Here is a 21,075-nt window from a genome sequence, read left to right on the forward strand (position 1 = left end):
CGGTTGTTCTTGCGTCAAGTCGGCCTTGACGTACGGGAGTCGGCGGTTGGCCGGATCAGGCCTTCTCGCCGTCCCCGGACGGTGGGGCAGCGACCGCCATCCCCCCGCCGACGCCGCCGACCTGGGCGCCCGGATCCACGGTCACGGTCACCCCCGTGCTGCGCTTGCCGCGCCGCAGCTTGCCCTCCAGCCAGCTCGCGAAGCTGGTGATCAGGAAGTTCACCACGATGAAGATCACGGCGACTACCACGAAGCTGGCGATGACGTTGCCGTAGTTCGCGCTGACCAGGCCGACGCTGCGCATCAGCTCGCTGTAGCCGAGCAGGGCGCCACCGAGGGCGGTGTCCTTGACGATGACGACCAGCTGGCTGACGATCGCCGGCAGCATCACTGTGACCGCCTGCGGCAGCAGGACGAAGGTCATCATCTGGCTCTTGCGCATGCCGATCGCCTGGGCGGCGTCACGCTGGCCCTTGGGCAGGGACAGGATGCCGGCCTTGACCACCTCGGCGAGGACCGAGGCGTTGTACAGCACCAGGCCCGTGACCACCGCGTACATCGGCCGGTCGGACCGGTCCACGTCCGTCCACATCGCGTACGCCTCGTTGGCGAACAGCATCAGCAGCAGAACAGGGATGGCGCGGAAGAACTCCACGATCGCGCCGACCGGCTTGCTGATCCACCAGTGGTCCGACAGCCGGCCGATGCCCAGGATCGCGCCCAGCGGAAGGGCGATCACCATGGCGAGCGCCGCCGCCGTCAGCGTGGCCTGCAGGCCGGGCAGCAGATAGGTCGTCCACACCCGGGAGTCGGTGACGAAAGGATCCCACTTGCGTGCGTCCAGTTCGCCGTTGTCGTCCAGGGTCCCGTAGAGCCACCAGGCCCCGGCCGCGAGCAGGATCACGAAGAGGGTGGCGATCAGGACGTTGCGCCGGCGGGCGCGGGGGCCCGGGGCATCGTACAGAACGGAGAGGTCGCTCATCGTTTCACCGCCACGCGCTTGCTCACCCAGCCGAGGAACAGCCCCATGGGAAGAGTGAGAATGATGAATCCCAGGGCGAAGATCGCCGCGATCGGAATCAGTTGGGCTTCGTTCTCGATCATCGCCTTCATCAGGGCGGAGGCCTCGGCCACCCCGATGGCGGAGGCGATCGTGGTGTTCTTGGTCAGCGCGATCAGCACGTTGGCCAGCGGCGCCACCACGGAGCGGTACGCCTGGGGGAGCACGATGAGCCGCAGCACCTGGAAGAAGTTCAGCCCCAGTGCGCGGGCGGCTTCCGCCTGGCCCACCGGAACGGTGTTGATGCCGGAGCGCACTGCCTCGCAGACGAAGGTGGCGGTATAAGCGACGAAGCCCAGGACGGCCAGCCGGAAGCCCAGCGCCTCCAGGTCTTTGCCCGCCCCCATGTCGAAGTTCAGGGTGAAGTACAGGCCCTGGGAGCACGCCAGGATGATCAGGGTCAGAGGGGTGTTACGGAAGATGTGCACGTAGGCGGTACCGAAGGCACGCATGATCGGGACCGGGCTGACGCGCATGCCGGCCAGGATGGTTCCCCAGATGAGGGAGCCGACGGCTGAGTAGAAGGTGAGCTGCACCGTTACCCAGAACGCCCCGAACAGGTCATACCGTTCGAGATCAAGGAATTCGAACACGGAAACTCGCAGTCTCGGCGGAGAGTGGGATGAGGAGGTGGGGCGGAGCGCCGCCGCCGGATGTCAGCGGCGGCGCTCCCTCCCCGTGGCCCGGACGCTCAGTTGGTCTCCGTGATCTCCGGGGCGCCCTCGGCGGCGTAGCCCGAGGGGCCGACGTTCTTCTCGATGGCCGCGTCCCACTCGCCGTCGTCGATCATCTTCTGGATGGCGGTGTTGATGTCGGCGCGCAGGTCGGAGCCCTTCTGGACACCGATGCCGTAGAACTCGTCGGACAGGTTCAGGCCGGCCAGCTTGAACTTGCCCTGGTGCTGGTCCTGCGCGGCGTAACCGGCCAGGATGACGTCGTCCGTGGTGATCGCGTCGACCTGGCCGTTCTCCAGGCCCGCCAGGCACTCGGAGTAGGTGGCCTGCTCGAACAGCCCGGCGTCGGGGGCGATCTCGTCCTTGATGCGCTGCGCCGGGGTGGAGCCGGCGACCGAACACAGCGTGAGGTTGTTGATGTCGTCCTCGCTGGTGACGTCCTCGTCGGCACGGATCAGCAGATCCTGGTGGGCCACGAAGTACGGGCCGGCGAAGTCGACCTCCTGCTTGCGGGTGTCGGTGATGGAGTAGGTGGCGACGATGAAGTCGACGTCACCGCGCTTGAGCAGGTTCTCGCGCTCGGGGCTGGGGGACTCGACGAAGTTGATGTTCTCCGGGGTGTACCCGAGCTCACCGGCGATATACGTGGCCACGTCCACGTCGAAACCGGCGAACGTGCCGTCCGGGGTCTTCAGGCCCAGACCGGGCTGGTCGAACTTGATGCCGACGGTGATCTTCCCGCCCCCACCGTCACCGCTGCCACCGTTGTCGTCGTCACTCGAGCCGCAGGCGGTCGCGGTCAGGGACAGGGCGAGAACGGAGGCGGCCAGCGCGCTTGCCTTGCGGAGCTTCATGGTTGTACTTCCCTCTTCGTCGAACGTGCTGTGCGTATCGGTTGCGTGCGGCGTGCCGGGCTCAGTGGGCGAGGATCTTCGAAAGGAAGTCCTTGGCCCGGTCGCTGCGCGGGTTGTCGAAGAACTGGTGGGGGTCGGCCTCTTCGACGATCCGGCCGTCCGCCATGAACACCACGCGGTTGGCGGCGGAGCGGGCGAAGCCCATCTCATGGGTGACGACGACCATGGTCATGCCCTCGGCAGCCAGCTGCTGCATGACTTCGAGGACCTCGTTGATCATCTCCGGGTCCAGGGCCGAGGTGGGCTCGTCGAAGAGCATCACCTTCGGCTCCATCGCCAGGGCACGCGCGATGGCCACGCGCTGCTGCTGGCCGCCGGAGAGCTGGGCCGGGTACTTGTCGGCCTGGTTGCCGACGCCCACCCGGTCGAGCAGGGCCCGGGCCCGGGTCTCGACCTCGGCCTTGTCCTGGCGGCGCACCTTGATCGGGCCGAGCATCACGTTCTGCAGCACGGTCTTGTGCGCGAACAGATTGAAGGACTGGAAGACCATGCCCACATCGGCGCGCAGCCGGGCCAGCTCGCGGCCCTCCTGCGGAAGGGGGTCGCCGTCGATGGTGATCGTTCCGGCGTCAATGGTCTCCAGCCGGTTGATGGAACGGCACAGCGTGGACTTGCCGGATCCGGAGGGACCGATGACGACGACGACCTCGCCGCGCTTGATGGTCAGGTTGATGTCCTGAAGCACATGCAGCGCGCCGAAGTGCTTGTTCACGCTGTCCAGGACGACCAGGTCTCCCGTCGCAGGCGACGCGTCCTCGGGTTCCTTGGTCAGCGACGTCTCGCTCATCGTGGGGTTGCTCCGTCCTCGTCGGTTGCAGGGACACTAGCCAGCACGCGAGGCAGCGTCAGCAGAGTTGAGCGGAAATTGAGCATCACGATCCGATCGCGCGGAATGCGTACGGTGACGCCCGGTCGCTGTCGGTATGCGTTCCCCGTTTTCCGGATAACGGAACAGTTCAGCTCTCCGGAAGCCCCTTGACTCCGGGTCCGCCCCCGTGATGGATGCAGATAGGAAGCACACCGGCAGCGCAGCGGATGGGAGGTCGCGGAGCGGGATGAGACTCCTCCTGGTCGAGGACGACGAACACGTGGCCGCCGCCCTCATCGCGGTGCTCGGCCGCCACGGCATCTCCGTGGCGCACGCCCGGGGCGGCGAGGACGCGCTGACCCGGCTGCGGAACGGCTCCTTCGACGTCGTCCTGCTCGATCTCACCCTGCCCGACCTGGACGGTTTCGAGGTGTGCGGCCGGATCCGCCGCCTCACCTCGATCCCGGTGATCATGGTGACCGCGCGCGCCGACGTGCGCTCGCGCATCCACGGCCTGAACATCGGCGCCGACGACTACGTGGTCAAGCCGTACGACACCGGCGAGCTGCTGGCCCGCATCCACGCCGTGAGCCGCCGCAAGGCCGCCGAGGAGCCCGAACGCGCCGAGGGCCCCGGCGGCGTCCTGTCCCTGGGCCCGGTCACCCTGGAGCACGCCTCCCGCCAGGTGACCGTGGACGGTGAACGGATCGCGCTGACCCGTAAGGAGTTCGACCTGCTGGCACTGCTGGCCCACCGGCCCGGGGTGGTCTTCCGCCGGGAGCAGATCATCTCCGACGTGTGGCAGACCAGCTGGGAGGGCACCGGCCGCACCCTGGAGGTGCACATCGCCTCGCTGCGCTCCAAGCTGCGCCGCCCCGAACTCGTCGAGACGGTGCGCGGCGTCGGCTACCGGCTCGCCCTGCCGCCCCGCTGAGAGACCCGCCCCGACATGCGCTCGCGCCTCCTCCTGCTGCTCACCGTGCTGCTCGCCACGGTGCTGCTGGCACTCGGCATCCCGCTGGCCACCAGCCAGGCCAGCACCGAGCAGCAGCGCGTCGTCGTCGACCGCATCGACGACACCGCCCGCTTCGCCTCGCTCGCCCAGTTCGCCGCCGGCCTCTCGCCCGACGGCGACGGGGCCGCCGACCCGCTGGGCACCCTCCAGGAGGAGCTTCGGCGCTACCACGAGGTGTACGGGATCAAGGCCGGCGTCTTCCAGCGGGACGGGGAGCCGATGGCGGTGGCCCCCGTCGGCTGGGCCGCGCCGCGCGGGGAGGAGGACGGCGACGCCTTCGCCGAGGCGCTGGCCGGGCGCCGCAGCCGCGGCCCCGGCCAGGTGTGGCCCTGGGACGACGAGCGCACCCTGGTGGTGGCCTCCCCGGTGATCCGCGACGGCGATGTGATCGCGGTGGTCGTCACCGAGTCACCGACCGGCCCGCTGCGCTCGCGCATCCTGTCCGGCTGGCTGCCCATCGGGTACGGCCTGGCCGCCGCGATGCTGCTGGCGCTGGCCGCCGCCCACCAGCTCACCGGCTGGATCCTGCGCCCGGTGCGGGTGCTGGACCGGGCCACCCACGAGATCTCCACCGGCCGGATGACCGCCCGGGTGGCGCCCGGCGGCGGGCCGCCCGAGCTCAAACGGCTGGCGCGGTCCTTCAACGAGATGGCCGACCACGTCGAGGAGATCCTCGAACAGCAGCGGGCGTTCGTGGCCGACGCCTCCCACCAACTGCGCAACCCGCTCGCCGCCCTGCTGCTGCGCATCGAGCTGCTGGGTCTCGACCTCCCGGAGGGCAGCGCGGAGTTCGCCTCCGTGCAGGCCGAGGGCAAGCGGCTGGCGCGGGTCCTGGACGACCTGCTGGACCTGGCGCTGGCCGAGCACACCGCCGCGGACCTGCGGCTGACCGATGTGGCGGCGCTGGTCGCCGAGCGGATCGGCTCCTGGCGGCCGGTGGCGGGCCGCGGCGGGGTGGTGCTGCGCCAGGCGGGAGCCGGCGCGGTCACCGGCTGGGCGGATCCGGTGGCGCTCTCCAGCGCGCTGGACGCGGTGATCGACAACGCGCTGAAGTTCACGCCGTTCGGTGGCGAGGTCACCGTCACCGTCACCGCCGAGGGCGACCGGGTCACCATCGAGACCGCCGACACCGGGCGCGGTCTGGACGACGAGGAACTGGAACGGATCGGCGACCGCTTCTGGCGGGCCGGGCGCCACCAGAACGTCGCCGGATCCGGCCTCGGCCTGTCCATCGTGCACGTGCTGCTGGCCGCGGGCGGCGCCACCATCGCCTACGCCCACAACCAGCCGCACGGACTGCGCGTGCTGGTCTCCGTGCCCCGGCACGCGCCCGAGGTCAGCCCGCAGCGGCGGCCGGCACCAGCCGCAGGGTGAGGATCTCGAAGGGCCGCAGGGTCAGCTCCACCCCGCCGTCCCGGCCCACCGGGTAGCCCGGGGCGTCGGTCAGGGGGCGCTCCAGCAGATCGGTGGCGGTCGCCGAGGCGAGCGGGAAGCCCGCCAGCAGCCGGCCGCTCGCCCGGCCGCCGCCCGACTCGTACAGCCGCACCACCACGTCACCGCTGCGGTCCTCGGCCAGTTTGACGGCCTCGACCACGATGGGCGCCTCCGGTGCCACGCTCACCAGCGGGGTGACGGTGGCGTTCCCGGGGACGGACCGCTCGGGCAGGTTCAGGGCGTGCCCCTCGCGTACCGCGTCGGCGAGCGTCGCACCGGGCGCCAGCGCGTACCGCAGCCGGTGGGTGCCCTGGTCGGTCTCCGGGTCGGGGTAGCGCGGGGCGCGCAGCAGCGACAGCCGTACGGTCGTGGTCTGCCCGCCGTCCGCCCGTACCTCGCGGGTGACGTCGTGGCCGTAGGTGGAGTCGTTCAGCAGCGCCGCGCCCCAGCCGGGCTCGCCGACGTGCAGCCAGCGATGGGCGCAGATCTCGAACTTCGCCGCCTCCCACGAGGTGTTGGTGTGGGTGGGGCGGAAGACGTGCCCGAACTGCGTCTCGGCGGCCGAGTGGTCGGCCTTCACATCCAGCGGGAAGGCGGCCTTGAGGATCTTCTCGCTCTCCTGCCAGTCGATCTCGGTGTCGAGATCCACCTGGCGGGCGCCGGAGCGCAGCGTGATGCGCTGCCGCACGGCCGAACCGGCGCCGAAGCCGCGGACCACCCGCACGGTGGCGGCGTCCTCGTCCGCCTCGGCCAGCTCGAACTCGTCGAAGCCGGTGAGATCGGTGGTGTTGTGGCGGTAGAAGGCGTCGATGTCCCAGGCGTCCCAGTGGTTGGGCAGGTCCGGGTGGAGCTGGAGGAGGTTGCCGGCCCGGCCCGGGGCGATGGCCTCACGGCCCACGCCCTCCCCGTCGCCGTCACGCACCGAGACCAGCAGGCCCCGGTGGTCGATCTCCACCCGCAGCAAGCCGTTGGCCAGGACGAAACCGCCCCCGTCGCGTTCGGCCACGGTGACGGGCGGGGTGGCGCGCGGCGGGCGCGGGGCGGCGCCGCCCGAGGGGATGCCGCCGCGGGCGTGCGGGGCGCCGTTGAACACCGTCACGGCGTCGCCGCCGCCGTCCGCGCCGTCTGCGGCCAGCGCACGCTGGGCGGCCCCGGTGAGGGCTGCCAGCTCACCGTGCACCCGCTCGTACGTCGCGCGGGCCTCGCGGTGCACCCAGGCGATGGACGAGCCGGGCAGGATGTCGTGGAACTGGTGCAGCAGCACCGTCTTCCACAGCCGTTCGAGATCCTCGTACGGGTACGCGTAGCCGGGTACCCGCAATGCGGCGGTGGCCGCCCACAGCTCGGCCTCGCGCAGCAGCGACTCGGCGCGCCGGTTGCCCTGCTTGGTCTTGGCCTGCGAGGTGTACGTGCCGCGGTGCAGCTCCAGATACAGCTCGCCCACCCACACCGGGGCGTCCTCGTACTCCGCCCGGGCCGCGTCGAAGAACGCGCTGGGCTCCTCGATCCGCACCCGGGGCGAGCCCTCCAGGTCGGCCAGCCGGCGGGCCCTGGCCAGCATCTGCCGGGTGGGACCGCCGCCGCCGTCGCCGTGCCCGAAGGGCGCCAGGGAACGGGTGCCGCGGCCCTTCTCGCGGTAGTTGCGCGCCGCGCGGGCCAGCTCGGCGCCCCCGAGGTCGGAGTTGTAGGTGTCGATCGGCGGGAAGTGGGTGAAGACCCGGGTGCCGTCGATGCCCTCCCACCAGAACGTGTGGTGCGGGAAGGCGTTGGTCTGGCTCCAGGAGATCTTCTGGGTCAGGAACCAGCTGGAGCCGGACAGCTTCACCAGCTGCGGCATCGCCGCCGTGAAGCCGAACGAGTCCGGCAGCCACACCCCGTCGGTCTCGATCCCGAACTCGTCCAGGAAGAACCGCTTCCCGTACAGGAACTGCCGGGCCATGGCCTCGCCGCCGACCATGTTGGTGTCCGACTCCACCCACATCCCGCCCACCGGGACGAAGGTGCCGGCCGCGATCTTCTTCTTCACCCGCGCGAACAGCTCGGGCCGGTGCTCCTTGAGCCAGGCCAGCTGCTGCGCCTGGGACATCGCGAACACGAACTCCGGGTGCTCGTCCATCAGCGCGACGACGTTGGCGGTGGTGCGCGCCACCTTCCGCACGGTCTCGCGCAGCGGCCACAGCCACGCCGAGTCGATGTGCGCGTGGCCCACGGCGCTCAACCGGTGTGCGGAGGCGTGCGCGGGGGCGGCGAGCGCCGGCGCGAGGCGGGTGCGTGCGGCGCCCGCGCTGCCCGGCACATTGTCCAGGTCCAGGACATCCAGCGCCGACTCGATGGTGCGCAGCAGCTCCCAGCGCCGCGCGTCCTCCACCGGCAGCTGGGTCATCAGCCCGCCCAGCACCTCCAGATCCGCCACCAGCTCGAAGACCTGCGGTTCGAAGACGGCCAGGTCCATCGCGGCCAGCCGGTACAGCGGCTCGTCGCCCGCCGTGCGGACATCGCCCTGGCGGGTGGGGCGCGGATCGTTCAGGGTCGGGTTGGCCGCCGCCTCCACGTACAGCACCACCTCCTCGCCGCCGGCCGCCGAGTCCGCCAGCCGCACCCAGGAGTTGTCGGGGTTCAGGCCCTTCACGACGGTGCCGTCGGGCAGATGCACCAGGCCCTCGCACTGGAAGCCCGGCATGCCGCGGTCGAAGCCCAGGTCCAGCACCGCCTCCACGCTGCGCCCCGCCCAGCCCTGCGGAACGCTGCCGGTCACCCTGAACCAGGTGGTGCCCCACGCCGGGCCCCAGCGCTCCCCGGCCCCGGCACACGGCGCGTACGGGGCGGCCAGCGCCTCGGCGACGGGGACGGGCTCGCCGGGAGCGTCCCAGCGCTCCACGGTCAGCGGCACCGGGTCCCGGTGGACGGCGGGCCGGACGCGTTCATCGAGAACGCGCCGCAGCCGGTCTTCGACAATGCTGCGGTCGTCATGCATGGCGGGCTCCGAAGGCTCGTCGTCGAACCGGGATGACCGGGATTTCCCGGACTACCGGGATTACCAGGACTGCGCGCCCATCGAGGCTAGATCACTTCCGCCGCGCGCACGAGGGGGCGGGGGACGCGGCCGGGAAGCGGCCGGCGCTCAGGACTTGGCCGAGCGGTAGTACTCCCGCGCCCCCGGATGGAGCGGGAGCGGCTGCGTGTAGATCGCCGTGCGCAGATCGACGCGTTGCGCCGCGTGCACCTGCGAACCGATCCGGTCCCGGCCGTTGATCACCGACCGGGTCATCTGCTCCGCCAGCGCGGCGTCCACCCGGTCCGTGGTCACCAGCAGATTCGCCACCGCGACCGTGTCGATCACCTGGCTGCCGGCGATGTCCGGATAGGCGTCGGGCGGCAGCACCGCGGCCCGGTAGTGGTCGCGGTACGAGCCGTCCTCGCCGCGCAGCGCCGGCACCAGATCACCCAGCGGCACCAGGCGCACGTCCGAGTGCCCCGCCAGCCGCTCCACCGCCGAGGTGGGCAGCCCGCCCGACCAGAAGAACGCGTCGATCCGGCCCGCCTCCAGCATGGTGGGTGTGGTGTTGATGCCCTGCCGCACCGCCGTGATGTCCCGGTCCATGTCGAGCCCGGCCGCCGCCAGCAGCTCGCGCGTCACCAGCTGCACCCCGGACTGGTCCTGCCCCACCCCGACCCGCAGCCCCGCCAGGTCGGCGGCGCTCTCCACCGGCGAGTCGGCCCGCACCACCAGCTGGATGTAGTCGTCGTACAGCCGGGCGCACGCCAGCAGCGTGTCCGCGCCCTCGCCGCCCGCCGCCTGGTACGAGGCGAGCGAATCCGCCGTCGCGATGGCGAAGTCCGCCTCCCCCGACACCAGCCGCTCGATGTTCTCCACCGACCCGGCGCTGCCGCGCAGCGTGATGTCCAGGTCCGGGGCCTCCCGGGCCAGCTGGCTCTGCAGCAGCGTCCCGTACCGCGCGTACACCCCGCTCGGCGCCCCGGTGCTCAGCGTCAGCGAGCCGCTCAGCCTCTCCTGGCCCCGGGTGGCCGGTGCCCACAGCACCACCCCCAGCAGCGCGAGCACGACGGCGACACCGAGCAGGACCGGCACCGGACGGCGGCGCAGCGGGGGCGGGAGGCGCAGGGAGACCATGCGGCAGATCCTGCGCGCTGTCCGCCCCCGGAGGCAAGGGCGGGCTGTCGGCGGGGGCACGTAAACTGGGTGATCCGCAATATCAGGTCCCGGATCTCTTTTGGATTGAGCACTCGCATGCCGGAAGTCGCGCGCACATACGAAGTCAGAACGTTCGGCTGTCAGATGAACGTTCATGACTCCGAGCGCATGTCAGGGCTGCTGGAGCAGGCAGGCTACGTCCGCGCCGGGAAGGACGCCGAGACCGCCGACGTGGTGGTCTTCAACACCTGCGCCGTCCGGGAGAACGCCGACAACCGGCTGTACGGCAACCTCGGCCAGCTGGCCCCCAAGAAGGCCGCCCGCCCCGGGATGCAGATCGCCGTCGGCGGCTGCCTGGCCCAGAAGGACCGGGACACCATCACGCGCCGCGCGCCGTGGGTCGATGTGGTCTTCGGCACGCACAACGTCGGCAAGCTCCCGGTGCTGCTGGAGCGCGCCCGCGTGGAGCGCGAGGCGCAGGTGGAGATCGCCGAGTCGCTGGAGGCGTTCCCCTCCACCCTGCCCACCCGGCGGGAGAGCCCGTACGCGGCGTGGGTGTCGGTGTCGGTCGGCTGCAACAACACCTGCACCTTCTGCATCGTCCCGGCGCTGCGTGGCAAGGAGAAGGACCGGCGGCCGGGCGATGTGCTGGCGGAGGTGGAGGCCCTGGTCGGCGAGGGCGTCCTGGAGATCACCCTGCTCGGGCAGAACGTCAACGCCTACGGCTCCGACATGGGCGACCGCGAGGCGTTCTCCAAGCTGTTGCGCGCCTGCGGCCGGATCGAGGGCCTGGAGCGGGTGCGGTTCACCTCACCGCATCCGCGCGACTTCACGGACGACGTCATCGAGGCGATGGCCCAGACCCCGAACGTGATGCCGCAGCTGCACATGCCGCTGCAGTCCGGCTCCTCGCGGCTGCTGAAGGCGATGCGCCGCTCGTACCGGCAGGAACGCTATCTGGGCATCATCGAGAAGGTGCGCGCCGCGATGCCGGACGCCGCCATCTCCACCGACATCATCGTCGGCTTCCCCGGGGAGACGGACGAGGACTTCGAGGAGACCCTGCACGTGGTGCGCCAGGCGCGGTTCGCGCAGGCGTTCACCTTCCAGTACTCCAAGCGCCCGGGCACCCCGGCAGCCGAGATGGACGGGCAGGTGCCCAAGGCCGTCGTCCAGGAGCGGTACGAGCGGCTGGTCGCGCTCCAGGAGGAGATCTCCTGGGAGGAGAACAAGCGGCAGGTCGGCCGCACGGTGGAGGTGCTCGTCGCGGAGGGCGAGGGCCGCAAGGACGACGCGACCCGCCGCCTGTCGGGGCGCGCCCCCGACAACCGGCTGGTGCACTTCGCGCGGCCCGGGCAGCCGGTGCGGCCCGGCGACATGGTCACCGTGGAGATCAGCTACGCCGCCCCGCACCACCTGCTCGCCGAGGCCCCGCCGAGCGCGGTGCGGCGCACCCGGGCGGGCGACGCCTGGGAGCTGCGCAACGCCGCCCCGTCGGCCGCGGCGAAGCCGCAGGGCGTGATGCTGGGCCTCCCGACGATCGGGGCTCCGGCCCCCACCCAGGCGGCGGAGCCCGGCGGCGGGTGCAGCGTCTGCTGACCCGCACACCGCGGACAGGCCACGATGGTGGGGGCTGCTCGTCGAGGAGAACGTTCGGACCGGCACAGCCCGCTGCTGGGACGCCCGGCTCGTCGGCGAGCACGACGGAACGCAAGAGGAAGCCATCCAGGCGCTGTGGCCGTTCGTCCGCGGCCACAAGCCGGTGTTCCCGCGCCGGATCGAACGGCGCCAGGTCTTCCGGGAGGAGAGCGGCTGTCTTGCGCTGCTCACGGGGGCCATGGGGATGTCGTACCCGTGCCGGTTCGTGGCGCGGGAGCTGGTGTGGGACTCCGGTGAGCGCTCCTCGGCGCCGCTAGGCTGACCGGCATGCTTGTCGCCGCCGCCGTGTGCCCCTGCCCGCCGTTGCTCGTTCCCGAGGTGGCGGGGGGTGCCGCCGGGGAGCTGGATGGCGCACGGGCCGCCTGCGCCGACGCGCTGGGGGTGCTGGCCGCGGCCCGGCCCTCGCGGCTCGTGGTGGTGGGGCCCGCGCTCAGCGAGGCGCGCGGGGCGTACCCGGAGGGCTCGCCCGGCTCCTTTCACGGCTTCGGTGTGGATCTCGGCGTCCGGCTCGGCCGGGCCGCCGTCCCCGCACCCGAGGACGGCCGCGAACTGCCGCCCTCCCTCGCCGTGGCGGCCTGGCTGCTGGCCGAGCAGGGCTGGAACGCCGCGCCCGTCGAAGGGCTCGGCATCGGCGAGACGCTGGAGCGGCGTTCCTGCGCCGACACCGGCGCGGAGCTGGCCACCCGCACCGAACGGCTCGCGCTGCTCATCATGGGCGACGGCAGCGCGTGCCGTACCCCCAAGGCTCCTGGCGCCTTCGACGAGCGGGCCGCCGCGTTCGACGCGGACGCCGCCGCCGCGCTGGGCCGTGCCGACATCGCGGCCCTGGACGGGCTCGACGCCGAGCTGGCCCGCGAACTGCGGGTCGCCGGCCGCTCGGGCTGGCAGCTGCTCGCGGGCGCGGGCCGGGGCGCGGGCCTCGGCGGTGCCCTGCTGTACGACGAGGCCCCGTACGGCGTGGGCTACTTCGTCGCCACCTGGTCGTGAACGCGTACGGAGCAGGCCCGGGACATCCGTCCCGGGCCTGCTCCGTACCGGCACCGCGAAGGCGGTGATCAGGAGCCGCTCTTGGCGCCCTTGCCCTGGTCCTTGCCGTCCTCGCCGTCCCCGAGCTTGCCGAGGGCGTCCTTCGCCTTGTCCGCGCCGCTGTCGATCTTGTCGCTGTACTTGCCCTTGGTCAGGGAGTCCACGGCGTCGGCGGCCTTGTCCAGACCCATCTCGACCTTGTCGCGGTTCTGGCTGAGCGTCTGCTTCAGCTTGTCGACATTGAGCTTGTCCATGAAGCCCATCCCGGCCACCTGCTTTCTCGACGTGCTGCCTACTGCTGCTGACGAGCGCCCTCGTCCGCCTCATTATCCGCCGCCTCGTCGGCCGCTGTCTGCTTCGGGATGTCGACGGCGTCCGCGGCGCCCGGCTGCCCGGCGTCCCGGCCCGCCTCCGGGGCATCGGTGGTGTCCGCGCTCGCCACCGCGTCCACCACGGCCTGTGCCACGTCCTGCGTCTCCGCCGTCCCGGCGTCCGGCGCGGTCGCGGCCGCCTGCCCCGCCTCGTCCGTCGGGCGGCGGAAACGGCCGAAAACCTTGCTGACCACACCCATGAGCTGCTCCTGATCTTCCGTGTGTCCCTGGCATGCCCCCGAGGTGCAAACGACCCCGGCCGCATCACGTCACGTCGCTCATTCGTGGTGTCGCCCGGTGGTCTGCGAGACTGCACCGGATGAACACCGCAGCCCCAACCCCCCAGGTCATCGCCGTGGTCGGCCCGACCGCCGCCGGCAAGTCCGACCTGGGCACCGCCCTCGCCCGGCGGCTGGGCGGCGAGGTGATCAACGCCGACTCGATGCAGCTGTACAAGGGCATGGACATCGGCACCGCCAAGCTGTCCGAGGCCGAACGCGGGGGAGTGCCCCACCGGCTGCTCGACATCTGGGACGTCACCGTCACCGCCAGCGTCGCCGAGTACCAGCGGCTCGCCCGCGCCGAGATCGACCGCCTGCTGGCGGCCGGCCGCACCCCCGTCCTGGTGGGCGGCTCGGGCCTGTACGTCAGGGGCGCGCTGGACAAGCTGGAGTTCCCGGGGACCGACCCGGCGGTACGGGCACGGCTCGAGGCGGAGCTGGCCGAGCGGGGCACCGGCGTCCTGCACACCCGCCTCGCCGCCGCCGATCCGGCCGCCGCCGCCGCGATCCTGCCCGGCAACGGCCGGCGGATCGTGCGCGCGCTGGAGGTCATCGAGATCACCGGCCGCCCGTTCACCGCGAACCTCCCCGGGCCGGACGAGGAGACGGGCCACTACCGGGCCCTCCAGATCGGCATCACCACCGACCGCCCCGCCCTGGACGAGCGGATCACCACCCGGGTGGACCGCATGTGGGCGGCGGGCCTGGTCGACGAGGTGCGCGCCCTGGAACAGGCCGGCCTGCGCGAGGGGCGTACGGCCTCGCGCGCGCTCGGTTACCAGCAACTGCTGGCGGCGCTCGCGGGCGAGTGCACCGAGGAGGAGGCGCGCGCCGAGACGGTACGCGCCACCCGCCGCTTCGCCCGGCGCCAGGAGACCTGGTTCCGCCGCGACGCCCGGGTGCGCTGGTTGAGCGCCGCCCCGGACGCCTCCGGCGCGCCCCTGGAGGAGCGGGCCTGGGAGCTGCTCGAACGGACGGTCACATCCTGATCACGTGATGGCATCGGGACGCTCCATGAGGCCGGTCCCGGCCGCCTCCCGTGCCATCATCGAGCGATGCCGCAGCCGTGAATACCGTTCAGCTAGGAGGGCACGTGGCAATGGAGGCCGGCCCTCGCGAGACAAACGGAACCACCGGAGACATCCCCCGGCAGCACCGGGGTGAGCCGGTACCGGCCCGCGCCGGCGAACCCGCGGCGCCGCAGCGGCCCCAGGACATTCCGGAGGAGAGCGGCGACCGCGCCGAGTCCTACGGCGAACTGCGCCCGCCCCGGCGGCTGCGCGCCCTGCAGATCGTGCCGATCGTGCTGCTCGGCCTGCTGGGTTCCCTGATGTTCGCGTTCCCGCTCGCCTTCACCTTCGACGACGGCGGCGCCGTCGTCGCGATGACCGGCCTGCTCATCGGATGCAGCGCCGCAGGCCTGGGCATGATGGCGGCCCTGCGGGTCGGCTACACCCTGCCGGGGCTGCCGGGCCGGGGCTCCGGGCGCCGCCCCGACTGGCGGCTGATCACGCTCTACGGGCTCGGCTTCGCCCTGCTCGCCGCGCTCGCGGTCAGCCGCGTGGCGCTGCTGCGCTGAGCGGCGCCGCCGAGCCGGAACGCGGGGCCGGTACCCGGCCGATACGATCGGGCAGATGAGCACCGCACGGCAGTCCGTACCGTTCCTCAAGGGCCACGGTACGGAGAACGACTTCGTGATCATTCCCGACCCCGACGGCGTGCTGGACCTGTCCGCCGCCCAGGTCGCCCGCTTGTGCGACCGGCGCGCCGGGCTCGGCGGCGACGGGCTGCTGCGGGCGGTGCGCTCCGCCGCCCACCCGGAGGCGCGGGAGCTGGCGGGCGAGGCGGAGTGGTTCATGGACTACCGCAACTCGGACGGCAGCGTCGCCGAGATGTGCGGCAACGGCGTGCGGGTCTTCGTGCGCTACCTGCAGCGGGCCGGGCTGGTGAAGGACGGCGAGGTGCCGGTCGCCACCCGGGCCGGGGTGCGGCGGGTACGGGTCGCCGGGGACGGTCCGCTGACCGTCTCGATGGGCGCCGCCCGGCTGCCCGGCGGGGACGGCGACTCCGTGACGGTACGGGTCGGGGAGCGGTCGTGGCCCGCGCGCCACGTGGACATGGGCAATCCGCACGCGGTGGCGTTCGTGACGGCGCTGGCGGATGCCGGTCCGCTGCTGAGCCCGCCGCAGGTACGGCCGGCGGAGGTGTATCCGCACGGGACGAACGTGGAGTTCGTGGTGGATCGCGGGCCCCGGCATGTGGCGCTGCGGGTGCACGAGCGCGGCTCGGGCGAGACCCGCTCCTGCGGAACGGGCGCCTGCGCGGTGATGGTGGCGACGGCCCGGCGCGACGGACTGAACCCCGTGGTGGACGGCGAGCCGGCCGCGTACACGGTGGACGTCCCCGGCGGCACCCTGCACATCACCGAACACCCGGACGGCGACATCACGATGACGGGCCCGGCGGAGATCGTGGCCGAGGGCACGCTGGCCCTTCCCGGCCACTGACGGCGGCGCAGGCCCCGCGTGCGATGGGCCCGGCGTGCGACGGGACGTGTGCGCCCGCCGCGCGGGCCGTGCTGCGAAGCGGGGCTTCCGTGCCCTCGAACCCGCCTCTCCCGGCCACCGCACGCCCCGTCAACTCCCCGGCAAGGGACTGAATTTCGGACAGGTTGGCCGGGACATTCGTCGCTCGAACGGGTGATCCGGGCGGGAAGGGGCAACGGGCGGGCGGGTGGGGGTGATCAGCTCGGTACCATCAAGCACCGGCACCGCTGAGGGGATTGTCACGGGAGCCACGCGGCCCGGTGACGCAGCCGGGAGGTGCCCCTTGAGTGCAGAGGCGATCGGACCGAGCAAGGCCGCCAGGTCACGGCGCGGCCACCGGATCGACGTGCTGAGACTGCGCCAGCTCGGGCGTGCCGCCGTCTTCGGGCCCTCGGCCCCCCGGCACGGGCTGCCCGACGCGATCGAGCACATCGCCCAGGTGCACCGCCGCCACCATCCGCGCGCCGACATCGACGCGCTGCGCCGCGCCTATCTGCTCGCCGAGTCCGCCCACCGCGGACAGATGCGCAAGAGCGGCGAGCCGTACATCACCCACCCACTCGCCGTCACGCTCATCCTCGCCGAACTCGGCGCCGAGACCACCACCCTGACGGCCTCCCTGCTGCACGACACCGTCGAGGACACCGAGGTGACCCTCGCCCAGGTGCGGGCAGGGTTCGGCGCCGAGGTGGAACTGCTCGTGGACGGCGTCACCAAGCTGGAGAAGGTGGAGTACGGCGCCGCCGCCGAGCCCGAGACCTTCCGCAAGATGCTGGTGGCCACCGGCACCGATGTGCGGGTGATGTCGATCAAGCTCGCGGACCGGTTGCACAACATGCGCACTCTCGGGGTGATGCGCCCCGAGAAGCAGGCCCGCATCGCCCGCGTCACCGACGAGGTGCTGATCCCGCTGGCCGAGCGTCTCGGCGTGCAGGCGCTCAAGACCGAGCTGGAGGACCTGGTCTTCGCCATCCTCCACCCCGCCGAACACGCGCGCGCCCTGGAACTGCTGCGTGCCCACCGCGCCGGCCCCGAGCCGCTGGAGGGGGTCGCCGACCAGGTCCGCGAGATCCTGCGGGACGCCGGGATCACGGCCGAGGTGATGATCCGGCCCCGCCACGTCGTCTCGCTGCACCGGGCGCTGCTCAAACGCGGCGGACTCGGCCCCGGCGGCTTCGGGCGGCTGCTGATCCTGGTGGCCGAGGACGCCGACTGCTACGGGGTGCTGGGCGAGCTGCACACCTGCTTCACGCCGGTGGTCTCGGAGTTCAAGGACTTCATCGCGGCCCCCAAGTTCAACCTCTACCGTTCGCTGCACACCGCCTTCGCCGACCGCGACGGGCTGGTGGCCGAGGCCCTGGTGCGGACCCACGCGATGCACCGCATCGCCGAGGCCGGGGTGATCGCGCTCGGCGACCCGCACCGCGCCGGCGAGCCGGAGGCGCCGGGTGCCGCGGGCGAGGACGGCGAGCGGGCCGGTCCCGGCCGCCCCGGGTGGCTCTCCCGGCTGCTGGACTGGCAGCGGCAGGAGCCCGACCCGGACACCTTCTGGACCGCGCTGCGCGCCGAGCTGGCCCAGGACCGCGAGATCACCGTCTTCGCCGAGGCCGACGACGGGGGCCCGCTCCAGTTGCCCGCCGGAGCCACCTGCGTGGACGCCGCCTACGCCCGGCACGGGCAGCTCGCCCACACCTGCATCGGCGCCCGCGTCAACGGCCGCCTCGCCACGCTGCGCACCGTGCTGCGCGACGGCGACACCGTACGGCTGCTGCTCGACCCGGATCCGGGTCCTGGCGCGGGGCCCGCCGCCGAATGGCTGGAGTACGCGACCACGCCCGCCGCCCGGATCCCGATCCGGCGCCGCCTGGAAGGGGAGCCGCCCCAGCCGCCGCGGACGGCCGAGCACCCCCCCGCGCCGGCCGCCGCCGTCCCGCAGTCCCCGGCCGCCCCGGCCGCCCCGGCCCCCGCGCGTACCGAGCCCGCCTCCGAGCCCGTGGCGCTGGTGGCGGAGGCCCCCGGCGCCCCGGTGCGGCTGGCGCGCTGCTGCACCCCGGTCCCCCCGGACCGGGTGCGCGGCTTCCTGGTCAGCGGGGGCGCCGTCACCGTGCACCGGGAGAGCTGTCCGACCGCGGTACGCATGACCGGTGCCGGCCGCGGGGCGCTGGAGGTCGGCTGGCGGTCACCGTCCGTCGGCTGCCGCGTCACCCTGTACGCGGAGTCACTGGGCCGTCCGCATCTGCTGGCCGACCTGACCGAGGCGCTCGCCGCGCACGGCGCCGCCGTCCTCCAGGCCGAGGTGGAGCCGCCGCGCCAGCAGCGGGTACGGCACACCTACACGCTGCGACTGCCCGATGCCTCGGGGCTGCCCCGGCTGATGCGCGCGATGCGCGAGGTGCCCGGCGTGTACGACGTCTCGCGGGCGGCCCGGCCGCGGCGCTGAGCGGCGCGCCGCAAACCGGGTGACGGCCCGATCCCGCCGTGCCACTATGGACCCGTCCGGGAAAGCGGGAATCTTCCGAAGTGCCCCGGCGTTCTTGCTGACATCCAGACGGCTGTCTCAGCCGCTTCGCCGAAACGACTAAGGATCGCATTGACGTTTTCATCCCTTCCTCAGGAAAACTCACGCCCCGCCGCGAGCCGCCGGGCCGACGCCCTGATGGATGAGGACGCGGACTGGAGCACCTTCGACGAAGAGCGGGACGGAGAGCAGTTCGACCGCGAGGAGCGCGCCGCGCTGCGCCGCGTCGCCGGGCTGTCCACCGAGCTGGAGGACGTCACCGAGGTCGAGTACCGCCAGCTGCGCCTGGAGCGCGTGGTGCTGGTGGGCGTGTGGACCTCGGGTACCGCCCAGGACGCGGACAACTCCCTCGCGGAGCTGGCGGCGCTGGCGGAGACCGCGGGCGCGCAGGTGCTCGAGGGCGTCACGCAGCGCCGCACGAAGCCCGACCCGGCCACCTACATCGGCTCCGGCAAGGCACAGGAGCTGCGTGACCTGGTGCTGGAGACCGGTGCCGACACCGTCGTGTGCGACGGTGAGCTCAGCCCGGGCCAGCTGATCAAGCTGGAGGACGTCGTCAAGGTCAAGGTGGTCGACCGCACCGCGCTGATCCTGGACATCTTCGCCCAGCACGCCAAGTCCCGGGAGGGCAAGGCGCAGGTCTCGCTCGCCCAGATGCAGTACATGCTCCCCCGGCTGCGCGGCTGGGGTCAGTCCCTGTCCCGGCAGATGGGTGGCGGCGGCGGTGGCGGCATGGCCACCCGTGGCCCCGGTGAGACCAAGATCGAGACCGACCGGCGGCGCATCCGCGAGAAGATGGCGAAGATGCGCCGGGAGATCGCCGAGATGAAGACCGGCCGGGAGATCAAGCGGGGCGAGCGTCGCCGCAACCATGTGCCGTCGGTGGCGATCGCCGGGTACACGAACGCCGGCAAGTCCTCGCTGCTGAACCGCCTGACCGGCGCCGGGGTGCTGGTGGAGAACGCGCTGTTCGCCACCCTGGACCCGACGGTGCGCCGGGCCGAGACGCCCAGCGGGCGGCTGTACACCCTGGCGGACACGGTGGGGTTCGTCCGGCATCTGCCGCATCACCTGGTGGAGGCGTTCCGCTCCACGATGGAGGAGGTCGGCGAGGCCGATCTGATCCTGCACGTGGTGGACGGCTCGCATCCGGTGCCCGAGGAGCAGCTGGCGGCCGTGCGCGAGGTGATCCGCGAGGTCGGTGCCACCCAGGTGCCGGAGATCGTGGTGATCAACAAGGCCGACGCCGCCGACGAGCTGACCCTTCAGCGGCTGCTGCGCGCGGAGCGGCGGGCGATCGCCGTGTCGGCGCACAGCGGGCTCGGCATCGAGCAGCTGCTGGCCTGGATCGACGACGAGTTGCCGCGCCCCGACGTGGAGGTGGCGGCCCTGGTGCCGTACACCGAGGGTGCGCTGGTCTCGCGGGTGCACTCCGAGGGTGAGGTGCTCCGCGAGGAGCACACCGGTGAAGGCACGCTGCTGACCGCGCGGGTCCACCCCGAGCTGGGGGCGCTGCTGGAGCCGTACGCGCTGGCGACCCAGGGCTGAATGACGCGTTGACGTGTGGGGCTCCCCCGGCCGGGGGAGCCCCACACGCGTGAGATCAGTTGGCGCGGGCCAGGGCGATGTTGGTCGCGCCTCGCTGTCCTGCCTCGTAGAACATGTGCAACCGTCCGTCCGCCTCGACGAAGGAGGGCGCGGCGGCCCGTCCGTTGTCCGGGGCGGCCGACCGGGAGTCGTACAGCACCCCGAGGTGGTCCTCGCGGTCGAAGCCCGTGCCGACCCGGGCGACATGGATGTTCCCGGCGCCGGAGTGGTACACGACGTGCCCGCCGCCGTTGCGCGACCAGTAGTGCGCGCCGGAGAGCTGGCCACCCTCGCCCGCCCGCGGCGAGATCAGCGGATCCTGCTTGACCTGCCAGCCGGAGGTCAGCGAATGGGACCAGCCGATGTAGATCTTGCGGGTGCCGCCGTGGTTGCCCATGAAGAGCATGATGTAGACGCCGGACTGGGTCGGGTGCGGGAAGACCCGCGCGTACGACGTCTCGCTGACGCCCGGGAGCATGTAGGTGCCCACCACCCTGTTGTGGTACTGGAAGCTGCGTCCGTCGGACGAACTCGCCACCCGGGTCGTGTGGTTCTCGCCGTGGAAGAACAGGTAGATCTTGCGGTCGGCCGGGTTGTAGAAGGCGTCCGGGCTGGAGACGTGGGAGACGTCGAAGCTCGCCCAGGTGCGCGGAATGATGGGGTTGTTCGGGTACTCCTTCCAGGGGCCGGTGACCGTGTCGGCGTAGGCCAGGCAGATCCCGCCGGGCGCGTCGTGCGGGGCGTAGTACATGTACCAGCGGCCCAGCGGGTTGGCGATCCGGCCCGCGACGTACCGCACGGAGGGGAAGATCAGCTCGTTCCTCGGGTTGTACTTCAGCCGGCTCTTGTCGAGCACCACGCCGTAGTGGCTGAAGGTGGGGAATCCGGGGACGGCCGCCTGGGCGGATGAGGCCCCGGTCAGGGAGAGCAGCCCGCCGGCCGCCGTCGCGGTGCCCAGCGCCGCGGTGCCGCGCAGCAGGGAGCGGCGGCTCAGGGGGTGGTGGGGGAGGGGCTCACTTCGTCCGTCAT

The 21,075-nt window shown here is 72.3% G+C and carries 18 protein-coding genes; 9 read left to right on the forward strand and 9 right to left on the reverse strand.

Going from position 1 to position 21,075, the window contains the following annotated elements; translation table 11 throughout:
- Positions 1-55: 55 nt before the first annotated feature.
- The 4 genes from SXIM_RS22375 to SXIM_RS22390 all read right to left on the reverse strand — a co-directional run bounded on the left by SXIM_RS22375 (position 56) and on the right by SXIM_RS22390 (position 3,435).
- The gene (locus SXIM_RS22375) at positions 56-982 is read right to left on the reverse strand and encodes an amino acid ABC transporter permease (protein ID WP_030730099.1); all 927 of its coding nucleotides are present in this window, start codon (positions 980-982) and stop codon (positions 56-58) included.
- Positions 979-1,653, reverse strand: a complete 675-nt coding sequence (locus SXIM_RS22380) for an amino acid ABC transporter permease (protein ID WP_030730102.1) — start codon at positions 1,651-1,653, stop codon at positions 979-981. The genes SXIM_RS22375 and SXIM_RS22380 overlap by 4 nt, the downstream gene beginning before the upstream one ends.
- Positions 1,654-1,751: 98 nt before the next feature.
- A complete protein-coding gene (locus SXIM_RS22385; protein ID WP_030730105.1) occupies positions 1,752-2,588 on the reverse strand; it encodes a glutamate ABC transporter substrate-binding protein in 837 nt (278 codons plus the stop codon).
- A 61-nt stretch (positions 2,589-2,649) separates the two neighbouring features.
- Positions 2,650-3,435 carry an amino acid ABC transporter ATP-binding protein gene (locus tag SXIM_RS22390; RefSeq protein WP_030730108.1) on the reverse strand — a complete coding sequence of 262 codons (786 nt, stop codon included), beginning with the start codon at positions 3,433-3,435 and terminating at the stop codon, positions 2,650-2,652.
- A 268-nt stretch (positions 3,436-3,703) separates the two neighbouring features.
- Here SXIM_RS22390 and SXIM_RS22395 point away from each other — a divergent pair, with 268 nt between their 5' ends.
- Positions 3,704-4,390, forward strand: coding sequence for a response regulator transcription factor (locus SXIM_RS22395; RefSeq protein ID WP_030730111.1), 687 nt, complete (start codon positions 3,704-3,706; stop codon positions 4,388-4,390).
- 15 nt (positions 4,391-4,405) lie between these two features.
- Positions 4,406-5,845, forward strand: coding sequence for a sensor histidine kinase (locus tag SXIM_RS22400; protein ID WP_046724979.1), 1,440 nt, complete (start codon positions 4,406-4,408; stop codon positions 5,843-5,845).
- Here SXIM_RS22400 and SXIM_RS22405 read toward each other — a convergent pair.
- On the reverse strand, positions 5,808-8,879 hold the full coding sequence (locus SXIM_RS22405; protein ID WP_046724980.1) for an alpha-mannosidase: 3,072 nt from the start codon (positions 8,877-8,879) through the stop codon (positions 5,808-5,810). The two genes, SXIM_RS22400 and SXIM_RS22405, sit on opposite strands and share 38 nt — an antisense overlap.
- 147 nt (positions 8,880-9,026) lie before the next feature.
- Positions 9,027-10,037, reverse strand: a complete 1,011-nt coding sequence (locus SXIM_RS22410) for a TAXI family TRAP transporter solute-binding subunit (RefSeq protein ID WP_030730118.1) — start codon at positions 10,035-10,037, stop codon at positions 9,027-9,029.
- A gap of 117 nt (positions 10,038-10,154) precedes the next feature.
- Here SXIM_RS22410 and miaB point away from each other — a divergent pair, with 117 nt between their 5' ends.
- The gene (miaB, locus tag SXIM_RS22415) at positions 10,155-11,657 is read left to right on the forward strand and encodes a tRNA (N6-isopentenyl adenosine(37)-C2)-methylthiotransferase MiaB (RefSeq protein WP_046724981.1); all 1,503 of its coding nucleotides are present in this window, start codon (positions 10,155-10,157) and stop codon (positions 11,655-11,657) included.
- A 327-nt stretch (positions 11,658-11,984) separates the two neighbouring features.
- Positions 11,985-12,704: a class III extradiol dioxygenase subunit B-like domain-containing protein gene (locus tag SXIM_RS22420; protein ID WP_046724982.1), complete on the forward strand. Its 720-nt coding sequence runs from the start codon at positions 11,985-11,987 to the stop codon at positions 12,702-12,704.
- Between the two features lie 68 nt (positions 12,705-12,772).
- Here the strand turns inward: SXIM_RS22420 and SXIM_RS22425 are convergent, their stop codons facing one another.
- The gene (locus SXIM_RS22425) at positions 12,773-12,997 is read right to left on the reverse strand and encodes an antitoxin (RefSeq protein ID WP_324604814.1); all 225 of its coding nucleotides are present in this window, start codon (positions 12,995-12,997) and stop codon (positions 12,773-12,775) included.
- 38 nt (positions 12,998-13,035) lie between these two features.
- Positions 13,036-13,314 carry a hypothetical protein gene (locus SXIM_RS28620; protein ID WP_046724983.1) on the reverse strand — a complete coding sequence of 93 codons (279 nt, stop codon included), beginning with the start codon at positions 13,312-13,314 and terminating at the stop codon, positions 13,036-13,038.
- Positions 13,315-13,433: 119 nt separating this feature from the next.
- On the opposite strand from SXIM_RS28620, the gene miaA reads away from it, so the two are divergent.
- From miaA to hflX, 5 genes are all read left to right on the forward strand, one after another.
- Positions 13,434-14,384, forward strand: a complete 951-nt coding sequence (gene miaA, locus SXIM_RS22435; protein ID WP_030730134.1) for a tRNA (adenosine(37)-N6)-dimethylallyltransferase MiaA — start codon at positions 13,434-13,436, stop codon at positions 14,382-14,384.
- 110 nt (positions 14,385-14,494) lie between these two features.
- The gene (locus tag SXIM_RS22440) at positions 14,495-14,974 is read left to right on the forward strand and encodes a hypothetical protein (RefSeq protein ID WP_046724984.1); all 480 of its coding nucleotides are present in this window, start codon (positions 14,495-14,497) and stop codon (positions 14,972-14,974) included.
- Between the two features lie 55 nt (positions 14,975-15,029).
- Positions 15,030-15,902 (forward strand): diaminopimelate epimerase, encoded by an 873-nt coding sequence (gene dapF / locus SXIM_RS22445; RefSeq protein ID WP_046724985.1) that lies wholly within the window; start codon positions 15,030-15,032, stop codon positions 15,900-15,902.
- A 322-nt stretch (positions 15,903-16,224) separates the two neighbouring features.
- Positions 16,225-18,381 (forward strand): RelA/SpoT family protein, encoded by a 2,157-nt coding sequence (locus SXIM_RS22450; protein WP_046724986.1) that lies wholly within the window; start codon positions 16,225-16,227, stop codon positions 18,379-18,381.
- Between the two features lie 150 nt (positions 18,382-18,531).
- The gene (gene hflX / locus SXIM_RS22455) at positions 18,532-20,007 is read left to right on the forward strand and encodes a GTPase HflX (protein WP_030730146.1); all 1,476 of its coding nucleotides are present in this window, start codon (positions 18,532-18,534) and stop codon (positions 20,005-20,007) included.
- Between the two features lie 55 nt (positions 20,008-20,062).
- Here hflX and SXIM_RS22460 read toward each other — a convergent pair whose 3' ends face one another.
- Positions 20,063-20,905: a glycoside hydrolase family protein gene (locus tag SXIM_RS22460; RefSeq protein ID WP_246156917.1), complete on the reverse strand. Its 843-nt coding sequence runs from the start codon at positions 20,903-20,905 to the stop codon at positions 20,063-20,065.
- Positions 20,906-21,075: the final 170 nt, after the last annotated feature.

This window comes from Streptomyces xiamenensis, from assembly GCF_000993785.3.
Lineage (GTDB): Bacteria > Actinomycetota > Actinomycetes > Streptomycetales > Streptomycetaceae > Streptomyces > Streptomyces xiamenensis.